Genomic DNA, 23403 nt, shown 5'->3' with positions numbered 1-23403 from the left:
TAGATAATGGAATTCAATAAGATTGTAAAAACATTGGCTGTTGCTATACCGCTGATGACGCTGGCAGCCTGTAGCTCGACTTCAGAAACTGATACCACTGCGGGTGATGCCACCACAGGCGGTGCTGGTCAATACGGCGCAAATGGCATGGGCGCGAATGGCGGCGTTGAAATGGGGGGGGCAACACCAATGTTGTCTCCTGAAGAACAACAGCGTCAGAAGTTCCAGGAATTGCGTCAGGACAACGTGATTTACTTTGATTTTGACCGCAGCGAAATTCGTCCAGACTACGCTAAGATGCTGGAAGCGCATGCGGACTATCTGACCAATCATCCAAACGTCCGAGTATTGATTGAAGGTCACACCGACGAACGTGGTACTCCAGAATACAACATCGCACTGGGTGAACGTCGTGCCAAGGCAGTTGCTAAGTACATGCAAGGTCTGGGTGTATTGCCAAGCCAAATGAGTATTGTCAGTTATGGTGAAGAAAAACCTGCAGATCTGACACATTCAGAGGAAGGTGAGTCGAAAAACCGTCGTGCAGTGTTGGTTTACTAAGGGTAAGAGTCAATGAAAAAATCACTTATCGCCGTTGCACTGTTGCTGACTGGTGCTGCGCAAGCAGCGCCTGCACCGGTAGAAGAAGTGGGGGGCGGTGGTAGCACCGCCGACCGTATCGCCAGATTGGAGCGTATCATCAAAGCGCGTCAGCAATCCGAAGTCGATATGCAGCAACGTCTTGATTCTCTGCAGCAAGAAGTGTTGGATTTACGGGGATTAACTGAACAACAGAACTACCAAATTCAGCAAATGTTGCAGCGTCAACGTCAGCTTTACGATGAAATCGCCAAGCTGGGCACCAGCGGCACTGCTAACAGTGTGCCAGCTCAACAGAGTGTTACCGCGACCACGGGCTCAACGCCTTCGTCTCTGTCTGAAACAGATGCCTATCAGCAAGCAGTAGATCTGGTGCTGAAGCAGCGCAAGTATGATGCAGCCATTCCGGCATTCAAAAGCTTTATTAGCCAATACCCGAATTCGACCTTTGCTGATAATGCTAACTACTGGTTAGGGCAACTGCTTTATAACCAAGGCGATCTGACACAAGCTAAAGTGGCATTTGAAAATGTGGTCAGCAATTTTAAGGAGTCAGGCAAGCGCGCTGATTCTTTAGTGAAATTGGGCATGATTGCTGAAAAGTCGAATGATAAAAATGCGGCACGCAACTTCTATAACCAAGTGTTGAGAGAGTATGCGAGCAGTGCTGCGGCACGAATTGCGCAGCAACAATTGGCGGCAATTAAGCCATGATTTAACAGCAATTAACCAAAAAAACTTCACCTCGTTTGTTTTTCAGGCAAACAATAAAAAAAGCAGATTTTACGCTTGCATGAGAAACTGAAAACGGTATTATAGGCGCCCACAACGCGGGGCAGCTTAAATAGAAGTTAAAAACGTGTTGTGAAGTTTGAGCATGGGTCGTTAGCTCAGTCGGTAGAGCAGTTGGCTTTTAACCAATTGGTCGAAGGTTCGAATCCTTCACGACCCACCATTTCAAACCCTATGTTGGGTCGTTAGCTCAGTCGGTAGAGCAGTTGGCTTTTAACCAATTGGTCGAAGGTTCGAATCCTTCACGACCCACCATTTTTTTGATTTGTCGGTTATCCCAGATGGGTCGTTAGCTCAGTCGGTAGAGCAGTTGGCTTTTAACCAATTGGTCGAAGGTTCGAATCCTTCACGACCCACCATTGCATATTACCCAATTAGACGGGTCGTTAGCTCAGTCGGTAGAGCAGTTGGCTTTTAACCAATTGGTCGAAGGTTCGAATCCTTCACGACCCACCATCTAATTAATTCACGCCTATGATGGGTCGTTAGCTCAGTCGGTAGAGCAGTTGGCTTTTAACCAATTGGTCGAAGGTTCGAATCCTTCACGACCCACCATTGCATATTACCCAATTAGACGGGTCGTTAGCTCAGTCGGTAGAGCAGTTGGCTTTTAACCAATTGGTCGAAGGTTCGAATCCTTCACGACCCACCATCTAATTAATTCACGCCTATCATGGGTCGTTAGCTCAGTCGGTAGAGCAGTTGGCTTTTAACCAATTGGTCGAAGGTTCGAATCCTTCACGACCCACCATGATATAAAAATCCTTAGCTTGCTTCCTTGTATTCGCCGTTTATGCATCGCGTCTTTGTGTTTATGAATAACAAAAAAGCGCCCGTAGGCGCCTTAACTTAAGCACTTAACCACTTAAAGCATCGCGTTCTCGCGAACAAAGGCTTCAAACTCAGTGCAACCGCCAATAGGCTGTTTATCAACAAAAATTTGAGGCACAGTTTCGACTGGCTTACCGACACTTTTGGATAAGTCCGCTTTGGTGATCCCTTCTTCATGGATATCGACATAACGGAATTTAAAATCTTCGTGCTTCTCTGTCAGTTGCTCTGCTAACTGTTTCGCACGGACACAGTATGGGCAACCTGGACGACCAAAAATAACAACGTGCATGGTAACTCCTGATTGAAAATTTGCTCAACAGTACAACAGCCCGAGATATGAGTACAGTGCCGAATGACGGAATGCATGTTAGTCGCGAAAATTTGCACCAATTTGATATCGGCCCTGATAGTCAAAAAATTTATCAATGAGCTGCCAGCCGCGCTTTGCTTTGCGTTGCAGTAACAATAGATCGGGTTGTTTGAAGCGGTTCGCATCGGCAATAACGTCGTCCGCGGTTTTATATTGCGCCAGTTTTAGCCCCGGACGACAGTCGTGCTGCTTTAAAAATGCGGCATATAAGGCGCGTCGTTGTGCAGCAGTTTGCAGACGAAAGGTCTCACTGAATTGATTGCCTTCAACGTCAATATACTCAACCCGCAGCGCACCATCTTGTGCGGTCAGCAGCATAGTATCGACTCGAAAAAGGTGATGATGACGGCTGCTTAATACCTCTTTTAGGCGTTTGTCCGGATCCACCATCATCGATTGGCAGCTATTACAGTTACGCGCGGCGATATCATTTTCTGCACCGCAATCTGGGCAAATTTTAGCGCGAAAGCGAAACTGGCATTGAACTGCACTCTGGCCTACGAGCCCCTGGCAGCGGCGACCAAAGTGCTCGATGATATCGCCGTCATTATCGACTTTGCCCCAAAAGGTATTGGCAAAGCCGCATTCTGGGCAGGGAACTTGTACCGCTACAGCGTTACTTGCCGGTTTAGCCTGCGGAATTTCCGGTGCGAACAGGTCAAAGCCATTAGCAGCATAATCGATAATCAAACAATCTTGCTTGTTAGGCGCCAAACGTAGCCCTCGTCCCGCCATCTGCTGGTATAAACCGGCAGAAGCCGTTGGGCGCAAAATAGCGATTAAGTCGACATGTGGCGCATCAAAACCGGTGGTGAGCACCGCTACATTGACCATGAACTTGATTCGTTTAGCGCGAAATTCTGCAATAGCGAGTTCTCGTTTTGTCGCCGGCGTGTCTGCCGTAATCAACTCCGCTGACGCATTTTGGAGTAACTGCATAATTTCGGCAGCATGCCGCACACTGGCGGCGAAGATAATCACGCCTTGGCGATGCTGAGACAGCTGAATTAGTTGCTCAATAATAGCGGTTGTCGCACGGCCCTGATGATGTATTAGCGCATCAACCTCTGTCGCGGAATAGTCCCCTTGAGTAGGTCTAGAGAGTTGCTCGAAATCATATTGAGCACTCAGGCCATCAAAGGTTTTTGGTGGCGTAAGGTAGCCTTTTTTGACCAAATAACGTAGTGGCAATTCAAAGATGCAATCTTCAAATACGCCGTTTTCGCTGCCAACCTTGCCGTGATAATGGCGTTTGTAAATGTAGCCGCTGTCTAAGCGATATGGGGTAGCGGTAAGACCAAGTACTCTAATGTTGGGATTATGGCGCTGTAGTTCGCCCAATAATGTCTGGTATTGAGACTGTTCATCATCGCCAACACGATGACATTCATCAATAATCACCAGTGAAAAAGCGTCATTAAAGACCGCAAGATTACGTGCAGCAGATTGAATTGATGCGACCACAGTCTTGCCGTGCACCATTTTTTGTTTGAGCCCGGCAGCATAGATACTTAAGTCATCGTCCAGTAGCTCAACTTTAGCCGCGTTTTGCTCCACCAACTCTTTGACATGGGTGAGTACCAATACTTTGCCGCGCGCCACCCGTGCTAGCTCGGCAATCACAATGCTTTTACCTGCCCCCGTAGGTAACACAATGACGGCACTGGACTGGTGTCGCCTGAAATGTGTGAGCACGGCGTCGACGGCTTGCTGTTGGTAATCACGCAGCTGTAATGACGAGGCGTTGGGCATAAACAGTTTATAAATCGGAAAATTTGCCCGCAGCATACCACAGCTTGTTTTTAGCTGGAGCTTGCAGCCGAATTTGTTACGACTTTGGTGAAAAAAACTCCATGTTTTCATTCGTTAATTTAGATTGTCACTGGCTAAATGGGGGGGACTGGCGTAAAATTTCCATCCTTTAAATATCATTCAGATACACCCACAGCCCGCTGGGCTGGCATGCACTGGAAGGGAAGATGCAGCAGTTAACAGAGATCGTACAGCAGGCCCTCAACGCCATCGAAGGTGCCGCAGATCTAAAAGTACTAGACGAGATTCGTGTCGATTACCTTGGTAAGAAAGGCAAAATTACCGACCTGATGAAATTGATGGCGACGCTGAGTGCTGAAGAAAAGCCCGCGTTTGGTCAGAAAGTCAACGAAGCTAAAAAGCAAGTTCAGCAAGTGCTGAGTCAACGTATTGATGCGTTGAAAGCGTCAGAGCTTGAAGAAAAATTGAAAGCGGAACAGATTGACGTCACTCTTCCCGGCCGTCGACTGGAAAATGGTGGTCTGCACCCAGTGACGCGTACCATTGAACGTATCGAGTCTTTCTTTGGCGAACTTGGCTTCAGTGTAAAACACGGTCCAGAAGTTGAAGATGGTTATCACAACTTCGACGCGTTGAATATTCCTGAACATCATCCAGCACGTGCTGACCACGATACCTTCTACTTCAACCCAGAAGTGGTACTGCGTACCCAAACTTCGGGCGTGCAAATTCGTACCATGGAAGTAGAGCAACCGCCACTGCGTATTATCTCTCCTGGGCGCGTTTATCGTAACGACTACGACATGACTCACACGCCAATGTTCCACCAAGTGGAAGGTTTGTTAGTCGATGAAAACGTCAGTTTTGCGCAGTTGAAAGGCATTTTGCATGACTTCCTGCGTAACTTCTTTGAAGAAGATTTAGAGATCCGTTTCCGCCCATCTTATTTCCCATTCACTGAACCTTCAGCTGAAGTGGACGTGAAAGGTAAGAATGGTTGGTTGGAAGTTTTGGGCTGCGGTATGGTGCATCCCAATGTACTGCGTGGCGTTGGAATTGATCCTGAAAAATACTCCGGCTTTGCCTTTGGTATGGGCGTAGAACGTTTGACCATGCTGCGTTACGGCGTAACTGACTTGCGTTCATTCTTCGAGAATGACCTACGTTTCCTCAAGCAATTCAAATAACGGAGCTAAAGTAATATGAAATTCAGTGAATCTTGGCTTCGTGAGTGGGTTAACCCTGCGATTAGCCGTGAAGAATTAGCCCAGCAGATCACAATGGCAGGCCTTGAGGTCGACGGCGTTGAAGGTGTTGCTGGTGAATTTACCGGTGTCGTTATCGGTGAAGTGGTTGAATGTGGTCAACATCCAGATGCAGACAAACTGCGCGTGACGAAAGTGAATGTTGGTGGCGAAGAGCTGCTCGACATCGTCTGTGGTGCGCCAAACTGCCGTCAAGGCTTGAAAGTCTGTGTTGCTGTTGTTGGTGCTGTACTGCCAGGTAACTTCAAAATTAAGAAAGCCAAGCTGCGTGGTCAGCCATCGAATGGCATGTTGTGTTCTTATGGCGAGCTAGGTATCGACATCGAAAGTGATGGCATTATTGAATTGCCAGCAGATGCACCGCTTGGCACTGACGTGCGTGAGTATTTGCAGCTTGATGACGCCATTATTGACGTTGATTTGACCGCTAACCGCGCTGATTGTTTAGGCATGGTAGGTCTAGCGCGTGAAGTCGGCGTATTGAACCGCGCGACGGTCACGGCGCCAATTTGGGACGCGGTTACCGCTTCACACGATGAAACCTTTGGCGTTAATGTAAAAGCGCCTGACGGTTGCCCTCGTTATCTTAGCCGTGTGATCAACAAGGTTGATGTTACTGCAACAACTCCTGAATGGATGGTGGAAAAGCTGCGTCGTAGCGGTATTCGTTCGATCGATCCTGTTGTTGACATCACCAACTATGTGTTGATCGAATTCGGTCAGCCAATGCATGCGTTTGATAAAGCTAATCTGCATGGCAGCCTGCAAGTTCGTCTAGGTGACGGTGAAGAAAAGCTGACTTTGCTTGACGGCAATGAAATCACTGTTCCAGCGGATACCCTAGTGGTGGCTGATGATAATGGCCCATTAGCCTTGGCCGGGATTTTCGGTGGTGAGCATTCAGGTGTGAACACCGAAACTAAAGATATCGTGCTGGAATGTGCTTTCTTCGCCCCATTAGCGATTATGGGCAAAGCACGTAAGTTAGGTTTGCATACAGATTCTAGCCACCGCTTCGAGCGTGGTGTTGATCCTGAGTTGCAGCATAAAGTGATGGATCGCGCTTCTCGCTTAGTGCTTGATATTTGCGGCGGCGAAGCTGGCCCGGTTGTCGAAGTGAAAGCCGATGAATATTTGCCGCAAGCGGTTGATATCACACTGCGTCGCGTCAAATTAGATAAATTACTTGGTCATCACGTCCCCGATAGCGATGTTGCCGAAATTCTTGAACGCCTCGGATTTGCAGTAAATGTAACTGCAGAGGGATGGCAGGTAACCACTGCTACCTATCGTTTCGATATGGCGATTGAAGAAGATCTGATTGAAGAAGTCGCCCGTATTTACGGGTACAACAACATTCCCGACACCGCACCGGTAGCTTCGTTGAATATGTCGCAGCACCGCGAAAGCGACATCAAACTAGCTAAAGTGCGTAGCATGTTGGTGGCTCGCGGCTTCCAAGAAGCGGTAACCTACAGCTTCGTTGATCCTAAATTGCAAAATTTAGTACATCCAGAGCAAGCTGCGATGGTGTTGCCAAACCCAATTTCTAGCGAAATGTCAGCAATGCGTTTATCGCTGTTTACCGGTTTGTTAACGTCTGTTGGGTATAACCAAGCTCGTCAACAGAGCCGAGTGCGTCTGTTTGAAACAGGTTTACGATTCGTACCAGACGGTGATGCGCCAATGGGCGTGCGCCAAGAGCCAATGCTGGCGGCGGTGATCGCGGGGCCTCAAAGCGATGAACATTGGGCGCTTGAATCCAAAACGGTTGATTTTTTTGACCTTAAAGGTGATCTTGAAGCAATTATTGGCTTGACACTTTCCGATGCTGAATTTAGTTTTAAAGCAGCATCACATTCGGCGCTTCATCCGGGGCAATGTGCTGAAATCACAAGAAATGATCAGGTGATTGGGGTTATCGGCGCAGTACATCCGGCATTAGAAAAGCCGTTTGGCTTAAATGGTAAAACTATCGTGTTTGAACTGTCGCTAAATGCGCTGTTGCACGCCAGTTTACCGGAAGCCAAGCCAGTGTCCCGTTTCCCAGCAAATCGTCGAGATATAGCAGTTGTTGTTGACGAAACGGTTCAAGCGGGTGATATTCTGTCAATGATAAAAAAAGTTGGCGGAAATCAGTTGGTTGGCTTAAACTTATTTGACGTATACCGAGGACAGGGCGTAGTGGAAGGTAAAAAGAGCCTTGCCATCGCGCTTACGTTACAAGATAACGCTCGTACGCTTGAGGAAAAAGAGATTGCTGCCACTGTCGAAACCGTGGTTTCAGCACTCAAGACCGAGTTCAACGCATCGTTGAGGGATTAAAGTATGGCACTTACCAAGGCCGAAATGGCAGAGCATCTTTTTGAAACACTTGGCATAAATAAGCGTGTTGCCAAAGAGATTGTGGAAGCATTTTTCGAAGAAGTCCGGTTAGCGCTTGAGAACGGTGAACAAGTGAAGTTGTCCGGCTTCGGTAATTTCGACCTGCGTGATAAAAACCAGCGTCCTGGGCGTAATCCAAAAACTGGTGAAGATATTCCAATCTCCGCACGCCGTGTCGTTACGTTCCGTCCCGGTCAAAAGCTTAAAAGTCGTGTAGAAGCTGCTAACGCTAAAGAATAAGCGCCTTTCACGCAGTTACAAGCCTAATAGAACCACTACCAGTTTACTGGTGGTGGTTTTTTTATGGTGCTGAATCAGAGATATATCGCAACGTAGATCGTAGACTGGAATAGCGTCAGAAGATGGTAGGGCGAATTTCAGGCATAAAAAAAACCGACCCAAGGTCGGCATTTTATTCGCATTGGTTGCGGGAGCTGGATTTGAACCAACGACCTTCGGGTTATGAGCCCGACGAGCTACCAGACTGCTCCATCCCGCGACTGCGAACATAGACGGCTTAAGTAAATTGGTTGCGGGAGCCGGATTTGAACCAACGACCTTCGGGTTATGAGCCCGACGAGCTACCAGACTGCTCCATCCCGCGACTGAAATTTACTTAAGACTAATTGGTTGCGGGAGCTGGATTTGAACCAACGACCTTCGGGTTATGAGCCCGACGAGCTACCAGACTGCTCCATCCCGCGACTGCGAACATAGACGGCTTAAGTAAATTGGTTGCGGGAGCCGGATTTGAACCAACGACCTTCGGGTTATGAGCCCGACGAGCTACCAGACTGCTCCATCCCGCGACTGAAATTTACTTAAGACTTATTGGTTGCGGGAGCTGGATTTGAACCAACGACCTTCGGGTTATGAGCCCGACGAGCTACCAGACTGCTCCATCCCGCGTCCGTCTAAGTGGTGCGCACTATAGCGATACGGCTGAGTGAATTCAACCTTATTTCGGAAAACAATGTTCAACTGCTCAATTTCACTGCAAATGTTGCTTGGGCGTTAAGTCGTCGCGCGCGTTGGGCTTGGTGGCTTACGCGTAAAAGGCGACAAGTTGTTACCTTTTTACACTGTAGGCGGGTTATAATGCGCGGCTATTACCATTAGTGATGAACTGTTTGATGTTGAATTGTTTTGCTGCTGCGCCGAAGGGCTTTGAATACACACTTGCGACGGAATTGTCGGAGTTAGGTGCGGTTGACGTTAAAGAAAGTGTTGCCGGCGTATACTTTAGTGCTTCGCAGGAAATCTTATACAAAGTATTGCTATGGAGTCGTCTTGCGAGCCGTATCACCGTGGTGCTATATCAAGGCGCCTGTGAAAATGCCGATCAACTCTACAACGCAGCTTACGCAATTGATTGGCCAGCCGAATTTGACAATCGCGCGACCTTTAGCATCGACTTTCACGGGATGGGCGGTTTTATCAACAACACCCAGTTCGGTGCATTAAAAATTAAAGATGCGGTGGTCGACCGTTTTCGTAATGCGGGGCTTAACCGTCCAGACGTTCAACGCACTAATGCCGATATTCGTATCGATGCTCACTTCCGTCACGGACAATTGACCATCTCGTTGAATCTCTCAGGCGCGCCGTTGCATCAACGTGGCTATCGCCATGGCACTGGCGAAGCACCACTTAAAGAGAACCTTGCGGCTAATATGCTGGCTCGCGCCCAGTGGGATAAGACCTCGGCGGTTTTTGACCCGTTTTGTGGTAGTGGCACCATTTTGATTGAAGCTGCGCTCATGGCGTGTGATGTTGCACCAGGCTTGATGCGTGAGCGCTATGCGTTTGAACGTTGGCATCGGCATGACACCAACATTTGGCAAGCACTGCTTAATGATGCCAAAGCGCGTGCCTTCGTCGGCAAGAAGCACTGTGAAGTGAAGTTTTTCGGCAGTGATATCGATTCACGTATGGTCGCACTTGCCAAACGTAACGCGGCGAATGCGGGTGTGGATCATCTTATTCAATTTAATACCGCTAATGTTTTGACTACTGAAGCGCCGACGGAAGCTGGTTTGCTGATTTCCAACCCGCCTTATGGTGAGCGTTTAGGCAATGTGTCGACCTTGTTGCAGTTGTATTTTCAGTGGGGCGAATTACTTAAGCAGAAATTTGGTGGCTGGCGGATGGCGCTGCTTTGTAGCGAAGTAGAACTTCTCTCTGCGCTTAAACTAAAAGCCGATCGCCAATTGAAGATGTTCAATGGCCCACTTGAATGTGCTTTTAACCTTTACACCTTGCACGCCAATAGTACCCGTCGTCAGCAAGATTCACTTACAGAAGCTCATGAGCTGAGTGAATTTGCAGCCTCGTTCGTTAATCGCATTAAAAAGAATGTAAAACAGTTAGATAAATGGGCGGCGAAAGAGGGTATCGATAGCTATCGTATTTACGATGCTGATATTCCCGAATACAACGTGGCGGTGGACCGTTATCCCGGTCATGTGGTTATCCAAGAATACGCTGCACCGGCAAAAATCCCTGAAGCGGTCACTCGTCGTCGTTTGAGCGATGTACTTTTGTCGCTGCCAACAGCGCTGGAGATTGACCCTGAGCGCATTATTCTGAAAACTCGTGAGAAGCAAAAAGGCCGCAATCAGTATCAAAAACTGGACAGCGAAAAATTGGAGCTGACCACGCTGGAATATGGCGCTAAGTTCAAACTGAACTTGACTGATTATTTGGATACCGGCCTGTTCCTTGATCACCGCTTAATTCGTAAGTTCGTTGGTGAGAAATCCAATGGCCGCCGCGTGCTTAACCTATTTGCTTACACTGGCACAGCGTCAGTGCACGCAGCATTAGGCGGCGCCAAAGCGGTGACTACGGTCGATATGTCAAACACTTACCTAAATTGGGCCAAAGATAACTTTATGCTCAATGGCTTGATGGGGCCGCAATATCGCTTTGAGCAAGGTGATTGCCTGCAATGGATTAAAGACTGTAATCAAAGTTTTGATTTGATCTTTATCGATCCGCCAACGTTCAGTAACTCCAAACGGATGGAAGATTCGTTTGACGTGCAGCGTGACCACGGCGAACTGCTGATGGCGCTGTCAAAACTGCTGAATAAAGGTGGCGAGATCATCTTCTCCAACAATAAACGTAAATTCAAAATGGATGAGCAACTGCTAAATGACGCAGGGTTGACCGTGGAAAATATGGATGACCGCATGCTGCCGCAGGACTTTAAACGTAATCCGCACATCCATAACACTTGGCTGATCAGCTTTACTGCCAAGGCATAAGAAAAGGAACATATTTTGAGTCTGGTTCGTATCAACAATGGGTCATTGGCTTATGGTTACATTCCGCTGCTCAGTCATGCGGATTTCACCATCGAAGCTGGTGAACGGGTGTGTATTGTTGGCCGTAACGGTGCTGGTAAATCAAGTTTGCTGAAGATCCTCGCGGGCGACGTGCTGCTTGATGATGGTGAATTTAATATCGCAACCGATGTAAAAGTCAGCCGCCTGCAACAAGATCCTCCAAAAGCCGAAAGTGGCACTGTGTATTCTTACATTGCTGCGGGGCTTGCTGAAGTGGGGGACTTGCTGGAGCAATATCACCAGCTGTCGGCAGCACTCATGCATGCCAGCGACGACGAGCAGCAGCATCAGCTGGCCAAAATGGCAAAACTGCAAGAACGCATTGATGTCCTGAACGGTTGGCAATTTGATACTCGCATTCAACAAAACTGCAAGTTGTTAGGTTTAGATGCTGAAACCAAACTCAGCGAATTGTCTGGTGGCTGGCAACGTAAAGTAGCGTTGGCCCGCGCACTGGTGAGTGAGCCAGATTTGTTGCTGCTCGACGAACCCACCAACCACCTAGATATCGACACCATTGAATGGTTAGAGCAATTTTTAGCTAACTTCCGTGGGGCAATTGCCTTTATCAGTCACGACCGTGGCTTTATTCAGCGTGTAGCGACTCGTATTGTTGATTTAGACCGCGGTATCGCGACCTCTTGGCCGGGCGATTACCAAACCTATTTGGACGGTAAACAAGAGTGGCTGCGTGTCGAAGCGGAGCAAAATGCGCAATTCGATAAAAAACTCGCAGAAGAAGAAGCGTGGATCCGCCAAGGCATCAAAGCACGCCGCACCCGTAACGAAGGCCGCGTGCGCGCGCTGAAATCGCTACGGATGGAACGCCGTGATCGGATTAATCGTCAAGGTCAGGCGCAGATGTCTGTCTCTGATGCAGAGCGCAGCGGTAAGTTAGTGTTTGAAGTGAAAGACTTAAACTACAACTTGCCTGACATCAATTTGGTGAAAAACTTCAATGTCAGCGTGATGCGCGGTGACCGTATCGCCCTGATTGGTCCCAACGGTTGTGGTAAATCCACCCTGATCAAATTGCTGATCGGCCAATTAGAAGCGCAATCTGGTACAGTGCGTACCGGTACCAAGCTGGAAGTGGCTTATTTTGACCAATACCGCGAAGCGCTCGACCCAGAGCAAACCGTGGAAGAAAACGTGGGCGAGGGCAAAAGCACCGTCACGGTAAATGGTAAAGACCGCCATATCCTCAGTTATCTGCAGGATTTCTTATTCTCGCCAGCCCGAGCTCGAACGCCAGTTAAAGCGCTGAGCGGCGGTGAGAAAAACCGCTTGTTGCTGGCGCGGTTACTTTTGCGCCCAGCAAACTTAATTATTCTCGACGAACCCACCAACGACCTTGATATTGAGACCTTGGAGTTGTTAGAGTCTCTGCTCACTGATTTCCAAGGCACCTTGATTCTGGTCAGTCACGATCGGGAATTTATCGACAACACCGTGACCAGCTCATGGTGGTATGCCGGTAATGGTCATTGGAGCGAATTTGTCGGCGGTTACCAAGATGCGGTATCACAAGGTGCAAGATTCTATCGCGAAGCTGCGGAACCAGTTGAAACAAAACCGGTCGAAAAGAAAACCTCTGCCGCTCAACCCGTCGCAGCAGCGGTAAAGCCGAAGAAGCTGTCATATAAACTGCAGCGTGAATTGGAGGCTTTGCCAGAACAGATGGAGCTGTTGGAAGCCGAAATTGATGCGCTGCAACAAGAGATGAATAGCCCCGATTTCTATAGCGGTGAGCAGCAGCTTGTGGCGGAAAAACTGCAGCTTCTTGCAGATAAGGAACAGCAGCTTGAAGCATGCTTTGAGCGTTGGGAAGAACTTGAGTCATTGAAGTAACTCAGTAAATAACAATGGGAAACAATTGAATGAAGTTGAATAGTGCACTGTCGTTGGTTGCATTGAGTGTGATCGGAGTCTTACATGTCACACCAGCACATGCTGCTTCTGTTTATGAGATCGTTAACATCGAAGATGCTGATTTAAACGGTACCTTGGTTGGCTCTCAAAATGGTTATGGTCAAAGTATTAATGCCAACGGTGTTGCGGTTGGGATTGCGAAAGGTAAATCTGACCTCACCAATACAGACGTAGAAACGCAAAACGACTACATCGACAACAACTACGGTGTGTCTCCTCAAAGTACTATCGTCCATACGATTACCACTGAAATTGTCGGTAACAACTTCACTTTTCACGCGTTAGAAAACGACGCTACTACGCCTTGGTTACCTATCTTCGAATCCGTTAACGGTACGACAACGCCTTCCACCACGGATAACTCAGTCGATAGCTATTTTTATGATATTAACGACGCTGGCATTCGTGTCGGTGCTACGACAGCGCCGGAGCAAACTACCGAGTATACCGGCAGTACCGACGGTATCGACAACTGGTACTATCGCAATTATGAAATGCGCGCTTTTGTTAAAAATGGCGCTGATGCATCTGAACTCGCCATTGCCCCAACATACACCACGTATACCGATGAAGACGGCATATCGGTTGATCTAGGTGGCTGGTCAGTGGCGGCTAAGATCAACAATAACAACCTGATTACTGGTTATGGCAGTACTGCGTTGAGTAGCGCGAGCGAATCACGCGTCGACTCTTGCATTAGCAATGCCGATACCACGCCGATTGATGTATGTGTGCAAAGCTATCAGTTCAGCGATAGCGATGGTGTTCGTCGTATTGTTTATCAAACGCGTGCTTTTGTCTGGAACTACGCCAATGATGCGGTGACAGCAACCCAACTGCCGCTCGGATTAGATCCAGGTGAATCAACTCGTATCTTCCAAGCACAAGGGCTCGGCATTAATGACAATGGCGTTGTGGTAGGACGTTCGCACGTATACCGTAACGGTAATACTGACGACCTTTATTATGATGCAGCCTACTGGCAGCAAGATACTGATGGTAACTACCAGTATCACTGGATCCCTGTCATCGATAATAATGATGTACGTAGTTCAAAAGCGGTAGACGTCAACGACGCCGGCATTGTTGTTGGTAGTTATACGGCATATATCAACGGCTACAGCCGTGAGAAGTTCTTTGTCTATGACACGAACTCGCCAGATACCTTGCCTGTTACCCCAAATGATTTCTTCACTTATACCTCCGAGTTGAATAGCTATCCTAAAGACATCAACAATCAAGGTCAGGTGGTAGGTTCTATCGAAACCTCTCATGAACAAGACTTTGATGGTCCGCAAGATGGTTTTATCTATGATGTAAATACTGAAGAGTTCAGCGACATCAACGACCTGTTAACTTGTAGTTCAAAAGGTTATGAGCAAGCAAGTGACGGTACTTGGACTAAGCATACTTTTAGTGTGACTGATAGTACAGGTGCGGATCTTAGTTACGAAGCCGATATTCGCGTGGTTGAAGCAAATAAAATTACTGAAGATGGCACTATTGTGGGTACCGCCTTTGTAAGACGCCCGGTGTATCAAACGAATAGTTCGGGCAACCTAGTCTTAGATGATGACGGCAATCCGTTATTTGAGCTGGATGGTACTGGCGCGCCTGTTACCGGATATGTACCGCGTATGGTGGTGTTAAAGCCAACCAACAGTGGCTCAGCGTGTGAAATCGACGATAGCACAGATGAAGAAGGCACTGCCGCTGATGGTAACTATCAGCGTAAAGGTGCCGCTTTCTGGATGTGGCTGCTGATGTTGCCGCTTGTTTGGTATCGCAGACGCTAATCCTCTTACTGTTTATGTAAAAAATCGGCAATAGTTGCCGATTTTTTTTTGCCAGTTCGTCAGTGAGTTAAGCTTTTTGCGTAATATTTGTGCAATTTTTTGATTGATTCTCGCTGAAAAACGTTCTAATTCTGTATATGAGGTTTATGTTCTATTGCGCCTTTTGCCGTCGTGGATGGTGGTATGGGCTCAAGCTGATTAGCTTCTTATTTGATAGCGTGTGCTGGGACGTTTTTCCGACTTGGTACTGGCCTAATCTGGAGGTTGAATCAAGGGAAGGGCATTTTAGATAATTTCGCTAAGCGCACGTTAACTCGCCATCTTTTGGCAAACGCATTAGTTACCTAAACCTCGATGTCACATTGAAACAGAGGAAACTTGCATGAAGAGACAAAAAAGAGATCGGATGGATCGCGCTTTCTCCAAGGGATTCCAGGCTGGTGTAGGTGGACGATCAAAAGAAAATTGCCCGTATACAAGCTTAGACTCACGCTCGCAATGGCTGGGTGGCTGGCGAGAAGGGGTAGACGGGCGTCTCAATGGCTTGTTTAACAAATAGCAGATTTTGCCCTCCTAAGAGGGCATTTTTGTGTCTAACGCCCGCGATAAATTGCTTTGTAAGCGGTGCTTAGAACGTTGAGGTATCGCTAAATACACCGACTTTCAAATCTGTTGCCGCATAGATTTCTCGGCCATCAACTTCAACCGTCGCATCGGCAATACCCATAATCAGTTTTCGATTAATTGTACGCTTGATGTTCAAGCGATAAGTGACTTTCTTGGCTGTTGGTAACACTTGACCAGTGAATTTGACTTCACCTACACCAAGGGCGCGACCTTTACCTTCGGCACCTTGCCACGCAAGGAAGAAACCGACTAACTGCCACATTGCATCAAGGCCAAGGCAACCAGGCATCACAGGATCATCAACAAAGTGACAATCGAAGAACCAAAGTTCTGGATTGATATCCAGTTCAGCAATCAATTCGCCTTTACCATGAGTACCACCGGTCTCGTTGATTTCAACTACACGGTCAACCATCAACATGTTGTCGATAGGTAATCTTGGGGCATTTTTACCGAATACTTCGCCATGTCCACAGGCAATCAGTTCTTGTTTGCTGAAACTGTTAGCTTTTGTCATTGTTATAACCACGCGTTATTAAATTGTGCCAAGATTAGCGAACAGGTGTAAGCCAAACAAGTCCGATCAGCATATTAAATCCTGCCAGGCTTCAACTTTCTGAGTAAACGGCTGAACAACGAAAAATCTTCTTCATCGCCATTGCCGGCAAGTCGATCTAATCTGCGCTGAACTAAACCGTACAAACTCTCTTCCGGGAAGTTGTCAGCATCATCAGGCTTTCCGGTCGCCTTATTCATTAGTAGTTCCATGGCATCATCCACATGAGATATTTCATAGAGATGAAATTGTCCATTTTTTACAGCCGCAATAATGCGCTCAGGCAGATTAAGTTGCTGCACATTGGAACGCGGAATGATGACACCTTGTTCTCCGGTTAAACCACGTCTTTCACAGAGATTATAGAAGCCTTCAATCTTTTCATTAACGCCGCCAATCGCCTGAACGTTACCAAACTGGTCCAGCGCGCCCGTTACCGCAATACCTTGTGCGATAGGTTGCTCGCTAATGGCAGAAATGAGGCAGCAATATTCGGCTAACGAAGCACTGTCACCGTCAATCTCTTGGTACGACTGCTCAAATACAATGTTAGCACTTAGGTGCAGCGGCGCATCGCGACCGAAGATTTGATACATCAAAGACGAGAGAATCATCATGCCCTTGGCGTGAATGTTGCCGCCAAGTTCGGACTTACGTTCAATATCTGCAACTTCACCGTCACCGTAGTGGACTGACGCGGTAATGCGTGCTGGTTCACCATAAACGTAGTCGCCAGAGTCAATTACTGTCAGACCACAGATTTGGCCAATCATCTCCCCTGATGTGGGGAGATGAATAAAGGCATCATCAACATTTTGAGCTGACAACTGTTCCTGAGCATTGTGACGGAATTGCCGTTGCTGTTTTGCCAATCGTATGTGTTCGCCGGTTACTTCAACGTCGCCAGCAACGGTCGTCGCTTCCTGTAGCAACTGTATGAACACTTGCGAGGCTAAACTTAGCCGCTGTTGGTGCTCTGTCAATTGACAGGAGAAATTCAGCAACGGATTAACTGCAGAGGATGAGAGGCGACAATTGGTCAATTGTGCTAACTGCTGTAACCATGCGACATATTCTTCCAACGTTATCTGGCTGAGATCGACTTCATCCGCCACATCGCCAAATATAGAAAACGTGTTTTGAAAGTTACGTTCGAGTTGAAGGAGTTCACTGTAGTAGCCCGCGTGCCCAATCAAAATGATACGAGCAGTGAGTTGCTGCCATTGCTCACCCCGTTGGTAGCCATTGCGCAGCATCGCCTCTACTAACATCTCCCACAAGCGCGGCTTATGTAATAGCGAATCAGCATCTATAAACAATAAAACGGAAGTCGCTAATATTCCGTTAGACTCGGTGCCGCCAAACAACTGCGCACGCGTAATGCGACCAAACAGATAATCGAATTCTTGTTCAGCAAGTATCGCTAACCCTTTCATCAGTGCAGGTCGATGAATTCCATCAAAATCAGCAATGAACAGCCCCTGATGTTTAAGCCGTAAAAAGGTCGAAAATGCGGATTTCAATCGCGCCTGACCGAGTAATTGTTGGTCAGCTTCAGCGGCTGTTTGGAGTGACACGGCTGGAAATGAGGGTGCCAGTTGAGCAATAGCAATGGGATTTGGCTTCATACTTTCAATAACGATGAACTTAGTAAGGCAATTTTATCACATTCCCAACAAGGGCTAGTGAATTATTACCACGGTATTTCTGTGAAAAATTAATCGGTTCGGATAGATTAAGCACTAAGTTGCGCAGCTTTTGAGCGGACGAACATAATTTTGAAAATAATGGTTTACAAGCATGAGCGCAGCTTATAATATTTGCGCCGTCCGGAGGGGTGGCAGAGTGGTTGAATGCACCGGTCTTGAAAACCGGCATGGGTTTATAGCCCATCCAGGGTTCAAATCCCTGCTCCTCCGCCATATTAAGAGAACCCGCAGCTTAGCAATAAGTTGCGGGTTTTTGCTTTTCTACGCAGTAGTGTTTCATCTGACTATTCACTGATGTTTGTGCAATAAAATTAGGCTGGACTTTTCATCGAGGTAGTTTAGCTAAGCATTTGGCTGAATGGGATTCTTACTGTGTCAGTTTTGTCGTTATTGCACTTTTATAATGGGGGGATTTCAGCTAAATTACCTCTCTAATAAAGGTGAGAATCTGACTTCTTACCTATGACGATCAAGGTGGGTTCAAGTTGATTTCTTTATATTTGGTAGATGACCATGAATTGGTCAGAACCGGTATTCGAAGGATCCTCGAAGACGAAAAGGGCATAAAGGTCGTGGGTGAAGCGGGTGATGGTGAGTCTGCCGTCCAGTGGAGCCGCCAGAATGAAGCGGATGTCATTCTGATGGACATGAACATGCCGGGTATCGGTGGGCTAGAAGCAACACGTAAAATTTTACGTTACCAGCCCCACGCAAAAATTATAGTGCTAACGATTCATACTGAAGACCCGTTTCCCACTAAGGTGATGCAGGCCGGTGCGTCAGGTTACCTGACGAAAAGCGCCAAACCTCCTGAGATGATTCAAGCGATCCGTCAGGTCGCGTCAGGTCAGCGTTATCTGGCCCCAGAAATTGCCCATGCAATGGCTTTAAGCTCTTTCAATCATACTGATGAAAATCCATTTAAGAGCTTATCTGAGCGTGAACTGCAAATTTCGATGATGATCACCAACGGTCAAAAGGTCAATGAGATTTCTGAGCAACTTAACTTAAGTCCGAAGACGGTCAACAGTTATCGATATCGTTTATTTGCTAAGTTAGGGATCAGCGGTGATGTTGAGCTTACCCGTTTAGCCATCCGCTATAAGTTGCTCGATACGGGCCACTTCTAAGTACCAAATTGAGAAAACCTGTGCCACGCCTTGGGCAGGTTTTCTTATCTAGATGATTATCAGCGTTCGCGTGGTGTTTCTGCCAATAGAGAGTGATTATGTCGTCGGTGTTCAACGCCAAACAGTTCTTACGTAATGTCACGTCTGCACCGGGCGTTTATCGCATGTATGACGCCGAAGCGAAAGTTATCTATGTCGGTAAAGCCAAAGATTTAAAAAAACGTCTGTCCTCTTATTTTCGCGCTAATTTGCCCAATGTTAAAACTCAGGCGTTGGTTTCCCATATTGCCAATATCGATGTCACGGTAACTCATAGTGAAACTGAAGCCCTGATTCTAGAAAACGATTACATCAAACGTTATATGCCAAAATATAACGTGCTGCTGCGAGATGATAAGTCGTACCCTTATATTTTGTTAAGCCAGCATCGTCATCCTCGTTTGGCATATCATCGCGGTCCAAAACGTGAAAAAGGGCAGTATTTCGGGCCATATCCTAATGGTGGGGCGGTGCGTGAAAGCCTGCATCTAATGCAAAAGCTGTTTCCTATTCGGCAGTGTGATGATCTCTACTACAAGTCGCGTTCGCGCCCCTGTCTGCAATATCAATTGCAGCGGTGCAGTGCGCCCTGCGTCGGCAAGATTTCTGACGAAGCCTACCAGCAACAGGTGCGCCTCGCCGAACTGTTTTTACGAGGGAAAGATCAGCAAGTCATTGCGAGCTTAGTTGAACAGATGGAGCAGGCATCGCTTTCGCTTCAGTTTGAACAAGCGGCATTGTTTCGTGATCAGATTATGGCGTTGCGTCGAGTCGCTGAGCAGCAGCAAGTGAGTTCAGCGCATGGTGAGATGGACGTTATCGGTGTGCACTATGCCTCGGGGGTTGCTTGTTTTCATTTACTGTTTATTCGTGAAGGCAAGATTATTGGTAGTCGTAGCTATTATCCTCAAGTCCCGGATGCAACAGAGATGGCCGAGGTATTACGCGCCTTTATGTTGCAGTTCTATCTCAACAGCGATGTGCATGGCAGTGTGCCGAAAGAGATTTTGCTGAGTGAAGATTACGAAGAATTGGATGAGCTCACGGAGTTGTTATTAGAGGCTACCGCTAAAAAGGTTGCTGTGCGTACCAATGTCAGAGGCGATCGCGCTGGCTATCTTCGCCTTGCAAAAACCAATGCCACTAATGCAGTACTGACCAAGCTAACGCATAAAAACACCGTTGAAGAACGCTTTCTACTATTGGAGGAAGCACTGGAGTTCAATGGCAATATCGCCCGGATGGAATGCTTTGATATCAGCCATACAATGGGTGAAAGTACTGTTGCTTCCTGCGTAGTGTTTAATCGCGATGGGCCTCAGAAATCGGAGTATCGTCGCTACAACATCAGTGGAATTACCCCGGGCGATGACTATGCTGCGATGAAGCAAGCGCTAGAGCGCCGCTTTGATAAGGTCACGAGTAACGGAAAAATTCCCGATATTGTGTTTATTGACGGTGGCTTAGGCCAGTTGCGCATGGCGCAGGCTGTTGTTGATAGCAAGTTTGTCGGTATCGACAAGGTGCCGATGTTGGTCGGTGTGGCCAAAGGCGAAAGCCGAAAGCCCGGTCTAGAAACCTTGATTTTTGGGGACAGTGAAGAAAGCTTCTCTTTAGCTGATGATTCGCCGGCGTTGCATCTTATTCAGCATATTCGTGACGAATCGCATCGGTTTGCGATCACTGGCCATCGAAATCGTCGCCAGAAAACTCGTAATACTTCAACGCTTGAATCGATCGCTGGCGTTGGCCCAAAACGCCGCAAAGCATTACTGCAATTTTTAGGCGGATTGCAGGAAGTTAAAAACGCAAGCGTCAACGAATTAGCCAAAGTGCCAGGAATTAGTATGGAAATGGCACAAACCATACATGACGCATTGCGAGCCCATTAAATTTAAGGCAAGATTAATCCGCGAATAATCAGTTGGTTCTATCATGCCGTTTAATCTTCCTATGGCCTTAACTTGGTTTAGGCTATTTCTGTTACCTATCTTTATTGTAGTGTTCTACTTGCCTTATCCATGGGCGCATTTTGCCTCTGCATTTGTATTTTGGCTCGCGGCCATTACCGATGCCCTTGATGGCTACATGGCGCGTAAGCTGCAGCAATCAACGCGTTTTGGCGCTTTTCTCGATCCGGTGGCAGACAAGTTAATGGTGACAACGGCACTTGTTTTGTTAGTTGAACAGTTTGATAGCCCGTGGTTGACATTGCCAGCATTGTTCATGGTGGGACGTGAAATCGTGATATCAGCGCTACGAGAATGGATGGCTGAAATAGGTAAGCGCGGCGCAGTCGCGGTAAGCTGGATTGGTAAGTATAAAACTGCGGCACAGATGTTGGCCATTATTGGGCTTTTATGGCAGGTCGACACTTGGATGGTGTACCTAGCGTATGCCTTGCTGTACGTCGCCGCATGGCTCACTTTCTGGTCGATGATGAGTTACATCAAAGCGGCCTGGAACGATTTGATTGCGGGTTAATCAGTTTTAGATCAATTAGTGTGCGAACAGTCACTTAACTGGTTTTACTGAATTGACAGCACAGGTGAAAACCGTAGAATGCTCAGCCGTGAACTACGGTTCCTTCCTTCTTTTTGATGCGACATTAGCTCAGTTGGTAGAGCGATACCTTGCCAAGGTATAGGTCATCGGTTCGAACCCGATATGTCGCTCCAAATTATTAGGCGCGATGGCAGAATGGCTATGCTGCGGATTGCAAATCCGTCGATCTCGGTTCGACTCCGGGTCGCGCCTCCATTTTTTAGCAGTTCCTTATCTTAGACACCCTAAGTCATTTTCACTGTTCTATACTCAACTCAATAATCAGCGTTCGCTGCAGCTTTCATTTCCTATTGGAATAGGGAAGTCAGGACTGTGCAGATTAAGTGTCTTAGTGGGATATTCATTGGGCTTTATGTGGTGGCTGCAACCTCGGCAGTCGCAGCGCCTGCGTCCGTTCGCGAGGCAATGGTAAGCCAATTACAGCTGCTGGCCCTGTTACCTGAACAACATGCTCTACAACAGTATGTTGGCCCCTTGCGGCAATCACCTCAGTCAGCATCAACTATTACCTATCAGGCGCAGCAGGCACTGCAGCGGTTTTGGCAGCAGCATGGTGTTGATATCACTAACAGCCAACAACTCGCTGACGACAACTTTTTTCGAGTGAGCACTAAGGTTTCTGCGTTATTACGGCTTGCTGACACTGCGCCTTGGCCACAGCTTGAACCAGGTGGCTGGCTGAGACCCGGCGATAGTCATCGACTCATACCATTAATTGCTGAGCGACTTTATTTGCTAGGCGATATGCCGCTAGCAAGTGACGCTGATTATGCGTATTCAGCATCGATCGCGGAAGCTGTGCGCCATTTTCAGGCGCGACATGGTCTTAAAGTTGATGCGGTGATCGGTCAGCAAACACTCTATTGGCTTAACGTTTCGCCGTTGCAACGTGCTAAGCAATTGGCGCGCGAATATGTTGCCGAAACCAGCGTGAGGTTTAATTTGCCAGCGCAATATATCTTAGTAAATGTACCTGCCTATGAGTTATCCCTCGTTGACCAGCAACAATTGGTGATGCAGTCGAAAGTGATCGTGGGATTACCGTATCGGCAAACCCCTATGTTACAAAGCGAGATCTCCAGTATTGTGCTCAATCCGAGCTGGCATGTACCGCGAAGCATTGTGCGTCGTAATCTTCTTGCACACATTCGTGCCGACGCCGATTATCTGCAGCATCAAGCGTTTGAAGCGTATGACTATCAGGGGCAGAAGGTGGCATTAACTGAGGTTAATGCGGCAGCGGATATCGATGGTCATTTTCCGTATCGGCTGATACAAAAACCGGGAGAACACAATGCGTTAGGCCGTTATAAGTTTCACTTTTCTAATAGTTATGATGTTTACTTACATGACACCCCCGAAAAGTCGCTTTTTGCCAAGAGTAAACGAGCCCTGTCGTCAGGTTGTGTTCGCGTTGAGAAGGCGGCGCAATTGGCTGAATGGTTAGCTCAGCATGCGATAGTTGATCAATCCAAATGGCAGCAAATGCAGAATGATTTCAATACAACTCAATGGTTTAAGCTGAAACAAAAGTTGCCTGTTTATATCGTTTACTGGACAGCTTGGGTTAATAATCAAGGAGTTGCGCAATTCAGGCCAGATATCTACCATAAACAAAAACGTCAAATTTCTGGCGAATACACAAACTGATAACATGTAGTTTTGAGGCTTTTGTCACTT

General features: G+C 47.4%; 17 protein-coding genes and 15 tRNA genes. 23 read left to right on the top strand and 9 right to left on the bottom strand.

Annotation, left to right across the window (positions count from 1 at the left end):
* Window positions 1-6 precede the first annotated feature (6 nt).
* The 9 genes from pal to HR45_RS11455 all read left to right on the top strand — a co-directional run bounded on the left by pal (window position 7) and on the right by HR45_RS11455 (window position 2143).
* Window positions 7-561 carry a peptidoglycan-associated lipoprotein Pal gene (gene pal / locus HR45_RS11495; RefSeq protein WP_037443049.1) on the top strand — a complete coding sequence of 185 codons (555 nt, stop codon included), beginning with the start codon at window positions 7-9 and terminating at the stop codon, window positions 559-561.
* A gap of 12 nt (window positions 562-573) precedes the next feature.
* The gene (gene ybgF / locus HR45_RS11490; RefSeq protein ID WP_037443048.1) at window positions 574-1314 is read left to right on the top strand and encodes a tol-pal system protein YbgF; all 741 of its coding nucleotides are present in this window, start codon (window positions 574-576) and stop codon (window positions 1312-1314) included.
* 165 nt (window positions 1315-1479) lie between these two features.
* Window positions 1480-1555, top strand: a tRNA-Lys gene (locus HR45_RS11485).
* A 16-nt stretch (window positions 1556-1571) separates the two neighbouring features.
* Window positions 1572-1647, top strand: a tRNA-Lys gene (locus tag HR45_RS11480).
* Window positions 1648-1675: 28 nt separating this feature from the next.
* Window positions 1676-1751 (top strand) — tRNA-Lys (locus HR45_RS11475).
* A 21-nt stretch (window positions 1752-1772) separates the two neighbouring features.
* A tRNA-Lys gene (locus HR45_RS11470) sits at window positions 1773-1848 on the top strand.
* Between the two features lie 23 nt (window positions 1849-1871).
* A tRNA-Lys gene (locus HR45_RS11465) sits at window positions 1872-1947 on the top strand.
* A gap of 21 nt (window positions 1948-1968) precedes the next feature.
* Window positions 1969-2044 (top strand) — tRNA-Lys (locus HR45_RS11460).
* Between the two features lie 23 nt (window positions 2045-2067).
* A tRNA-Lys gene (locus HR45_RS11455) sits at window positions 2068-2143 on the top strand.
* Between the two features lie 114 nt (window positions 2144-2257).
* Here HR45_RS11455 and HR45_RS11450 read toward each other — a convergent pair.
* Entirely contained in the window at window positions 2258-2515 is a 258-nt protein-coding gene (locus HR45_RS11450; protein WP_037443047.1) for a GrxA family glutaredoxin, read from the bottom strand.
* A gap of 78 nt (window positions 2516-2593) precedes the next feature.
* Complete coding sequence (radD, locus tag HR45_RS11445; RefSeq protein ID WP_241461108.1) at window positions 2594-4384, bottom strand: DNA repair helicase RadD; 1791 nt, start codon at window positions 4382-4384, stop codon at window positions 2594-2596.
* Window positions 4385-4575: 191 nt separating this feature from the next.
* On the opposite strand from radD, the gene pheS reads away from it, so the two are divergent.
* The 3 genes from pheS to ihfA are packed head-to-tail and all read left to right on the top strand — an operon-like array spanning window position 4576 to window position 8259.
* The gene (gene pheS, locus HR45_RS11440; protein WP_037443045.1) at window positions 4576-5556 is read left to right on the top strand and encodes a phenylalanine--tRNA ligase subunit alpha; all 981 of its coding nucleotides are present in this window, start codon (window positions 4576-4578) and stop codon (window positions 5554-5556) included.
* Window positions 5557-5571: 15 nt separating this feature from the next.
* Window positions 5572-7959, top strand: coding sequence for a phenylalanine--tRNA ligase subunit beta (gene pheT / locus HR45_RS11435; RefSeq protein ID WP_037443043.1), 2388 nt, complete (start codon window positions 5572-5574; stop codon window positions 7957-7959).
* Window positions 7960-7962: 3 nt separating this feature from the next.
* The gene (gene ihfA / locus HR45_RS11430) at window positions 7963-8259 is read left to right on the top strand and encodes an integration host factor subunit alpha (RefSeq protein WP_037443041.1); all 297 of its coding nucleotides are present in this window, start codon (window positions 7963-7965) and stop codon (window positions 8257-8259) included.
* A 182-nt stretch (window positions 8260-8441) separates the two neighbouring features.
* Here the strand turns inward: ihfA and HR45_RS11425 are convergent.
* From HR45_RS11425 to HR45_RS11405, 5 genes are all read right to left on the bottom strand, one after another.
* A tRNA-Met gene (locus HR45_RS11425) sits at window positions 8442-8518 on the bottom strand.
* A gap of 28 nt (window positions 8519-8546) precedes the next feature.
* Window positions 8547-8623: transfer RNA gene (locus HR45_RS11420), tRNA-Met, on the bottom strand.
* A 23-nt stretch (window positions 8624-8646) separates the two neighbouring features.
* A tRNA-Met gene (locus HR45_RS11415) sits at window positions 8647-8723 on the bottom strand.
* A gap of 28 nt (window positions 8724-8751) precedes the next feature.
* Window positions 8752-8828, bottom strand: a tRNA-Met gene (locus HR45_RS11410).
* Between the two features lie 23 nt (window positions 8829-8851).
* Window positions 8852-8928: transfer RNA gene (locus tag HR45_RS11405), tRNA-Met, on the bottom strand.
* Window positions 8929-9152: 224 nt separating this feature from the next.
* Here HR45_RS11405 and rlmKL point away from each other — a divergent pair.
* The 4 genes from rlmKL to rmf all read left to right on the top strand — a co-directional run bounded on the left by rlmKL (window position 9153) and on the right by rmf (window position 15656).
* The gene (rlmKL, locus tag HR45_RS11400) at window positions 9153-11288 is read left to right on the top strand and encodes a bifunctional 23S rRNA (guanine(2069)-N(7))-methyltransferase RlmK/23S rRNA (guanine(2445)-N(2))-methyltransferase RlmL (RefSeq protein WP_037443108.1); all 2136 of its coding nucleotides are present in this window, start codon (window positions 9153-9155) and stop codon (window positions 11286-11288) included.
* Between the two features lie 15 nt (window positions 11289-11303).
* Window positions 11304-13220, top strand: a complete 1917-nt coding sequence (locus HR45_RS11395) for an ABC transporter ATP-binding protein (protein ID WP_037443039.1) — start codon at window positions 11304-11306, stop codon at window positions 13218-13220.
* Window positions 13221-13249: 29 nt separating this feature from the next.
* Window positions 13250-15097 carry a DUF3466 family protein gene (locus HR45_RS11390; protein WP_037443037.1) on the top strand — a complete coding sequence of 616 codons (1848 nt, stop codon included), beginning with the start codon at window positions 13250-13252 and terminating at the stop codon, window positions 15095-15097.
* A gap of 382 nt (window positions 15098-15479) precedes the next feature.
* A complete protein-coding gene (rmf, locus tag HR45_RS19260) occupies window positions 15480-15656 on the top strand; it encodes a ribosome modulation factor (protein WP_081933464.1) in 177 nt (58 codons plus the stop codon).
* A 69-nt stretch (window positions 15657-15725) separates the two neighbouring features.
* Here the strand turns inward: rmf and fabA are convergent, their stop codons facing one another.
* Together fabA and HR45_RS11380 are read right to left on the bottom strand one after the other, a co-directional pair.
* Entirely contained in the window at window positions 15726-16241 is a 516-nt protein-coding gene (fabA, locus tag HR45_RS11385) for a bifunctional 3-hydroxydecanoyl-ACP dehydratase/trans-2-decenoyl-ACP isomerase (protein ID WP_037443035.1), read from the bottom strand.
* A 74-nt stretch (window positions 16242-16315) separates the two neighbouring features.
* Complete coding sequence (locus HR45_RS11380) at window positions 16316-17908, bottom strand: Lon-insertion domain-containing protein (RefSeq protein WP_037443033.1); 1593 nt, start codon at window positions 17906-17908, stop codon at window positions 16316-16318.
* 203 nt (window positions 17909-18111) lie between these two features.
* Here HR45_RS11380 and HR45_RS11375 point away from each other — a divergent pair.
* From HR45_RS11375 to HR45_RS11345, 7 genes are all read left to right on the top strand, one after another.
* A tRNA-Ser gene (locus HR45_RS11375) sits at window positions 18112-18202 on the top strand.
* A 272-nt stretch (window positions 18203-18474) separates the two neighbouring features.
* Window positions 18475-19119 (top strand): UvrY/SirA/GacA family response regulator transcription factor, encoded by a 645-nt coding sequence (uvrY, locus tag HR45_RS11370; RefSeq protein ID WP_037443031.1) that lies wholly within the window; start codon window positions 18475-18477, stop codon window positions 19117-19119.
* Window positions 19120-19217: 98 nt separating this feature from the next.
* Entirely contained in the window at window positions 19218-21050 is a 1833-nt protein-coding gene (gene uvrC / locus HR45_RS11365; protein WP_037443029.1) for an excinuclease ABC subunit UvrC, read from the top strand.
* A gap of 43 nt (window positions 21051-21093) precedes the next feature.
* Window positions 21094-21642: a CDP-diacylglycerol--glycerol-3-phosphate 3-phosphatidyltransferase gene (pgsA, locus tag HR45_RS11360; RefSeq protein WP_037443028.1), complete on the top strand. Its 549-nt coding sequence runs from the start codon at window positions 21094-21096 to the stop codon at window positions 21640-21642.
* Between the two features lie 118 nt (window positions 21643-21760).
* A tRNA-Gly gene (locus tag HR45_RS11355) sits at window positions 21761-21836 on the top strand.
* Between the two features lie 8 nt (window positions 21837-21844).
* A tRNA-Cys gene (locus HR45_RS11350) sits at window positions 21845-21918 on the top strand.
* 117 nt (window positions 21919-22035) lie between these two features.
* Window positions 22036-23373, top strand: coding sequence for a L,D-transpeptidase family protein (locus tag HR45_RS11345; RefSeq protein WP_052074701.1), 1338 nt, complete (start codon window positions 22036-22038; stop codon window positions 23371-23373).
* Window positions 23374-23403 lie beyond the last annotated feature (30 nt).

It is taken from the genome of Shewanella mangrovi (assembly GCF_000753795.1).
Lineage (GTDB): Bacteria > Pseudomonadota > Gammaproteobacteria > Enterobacterales > Shewanellaceae > Shewanella > Shewanella mangrovi.
Note: the sequence above shows the minus strand (reverse complement) of the source record. Positions and strands in the feature narration are given on the sequence as shown.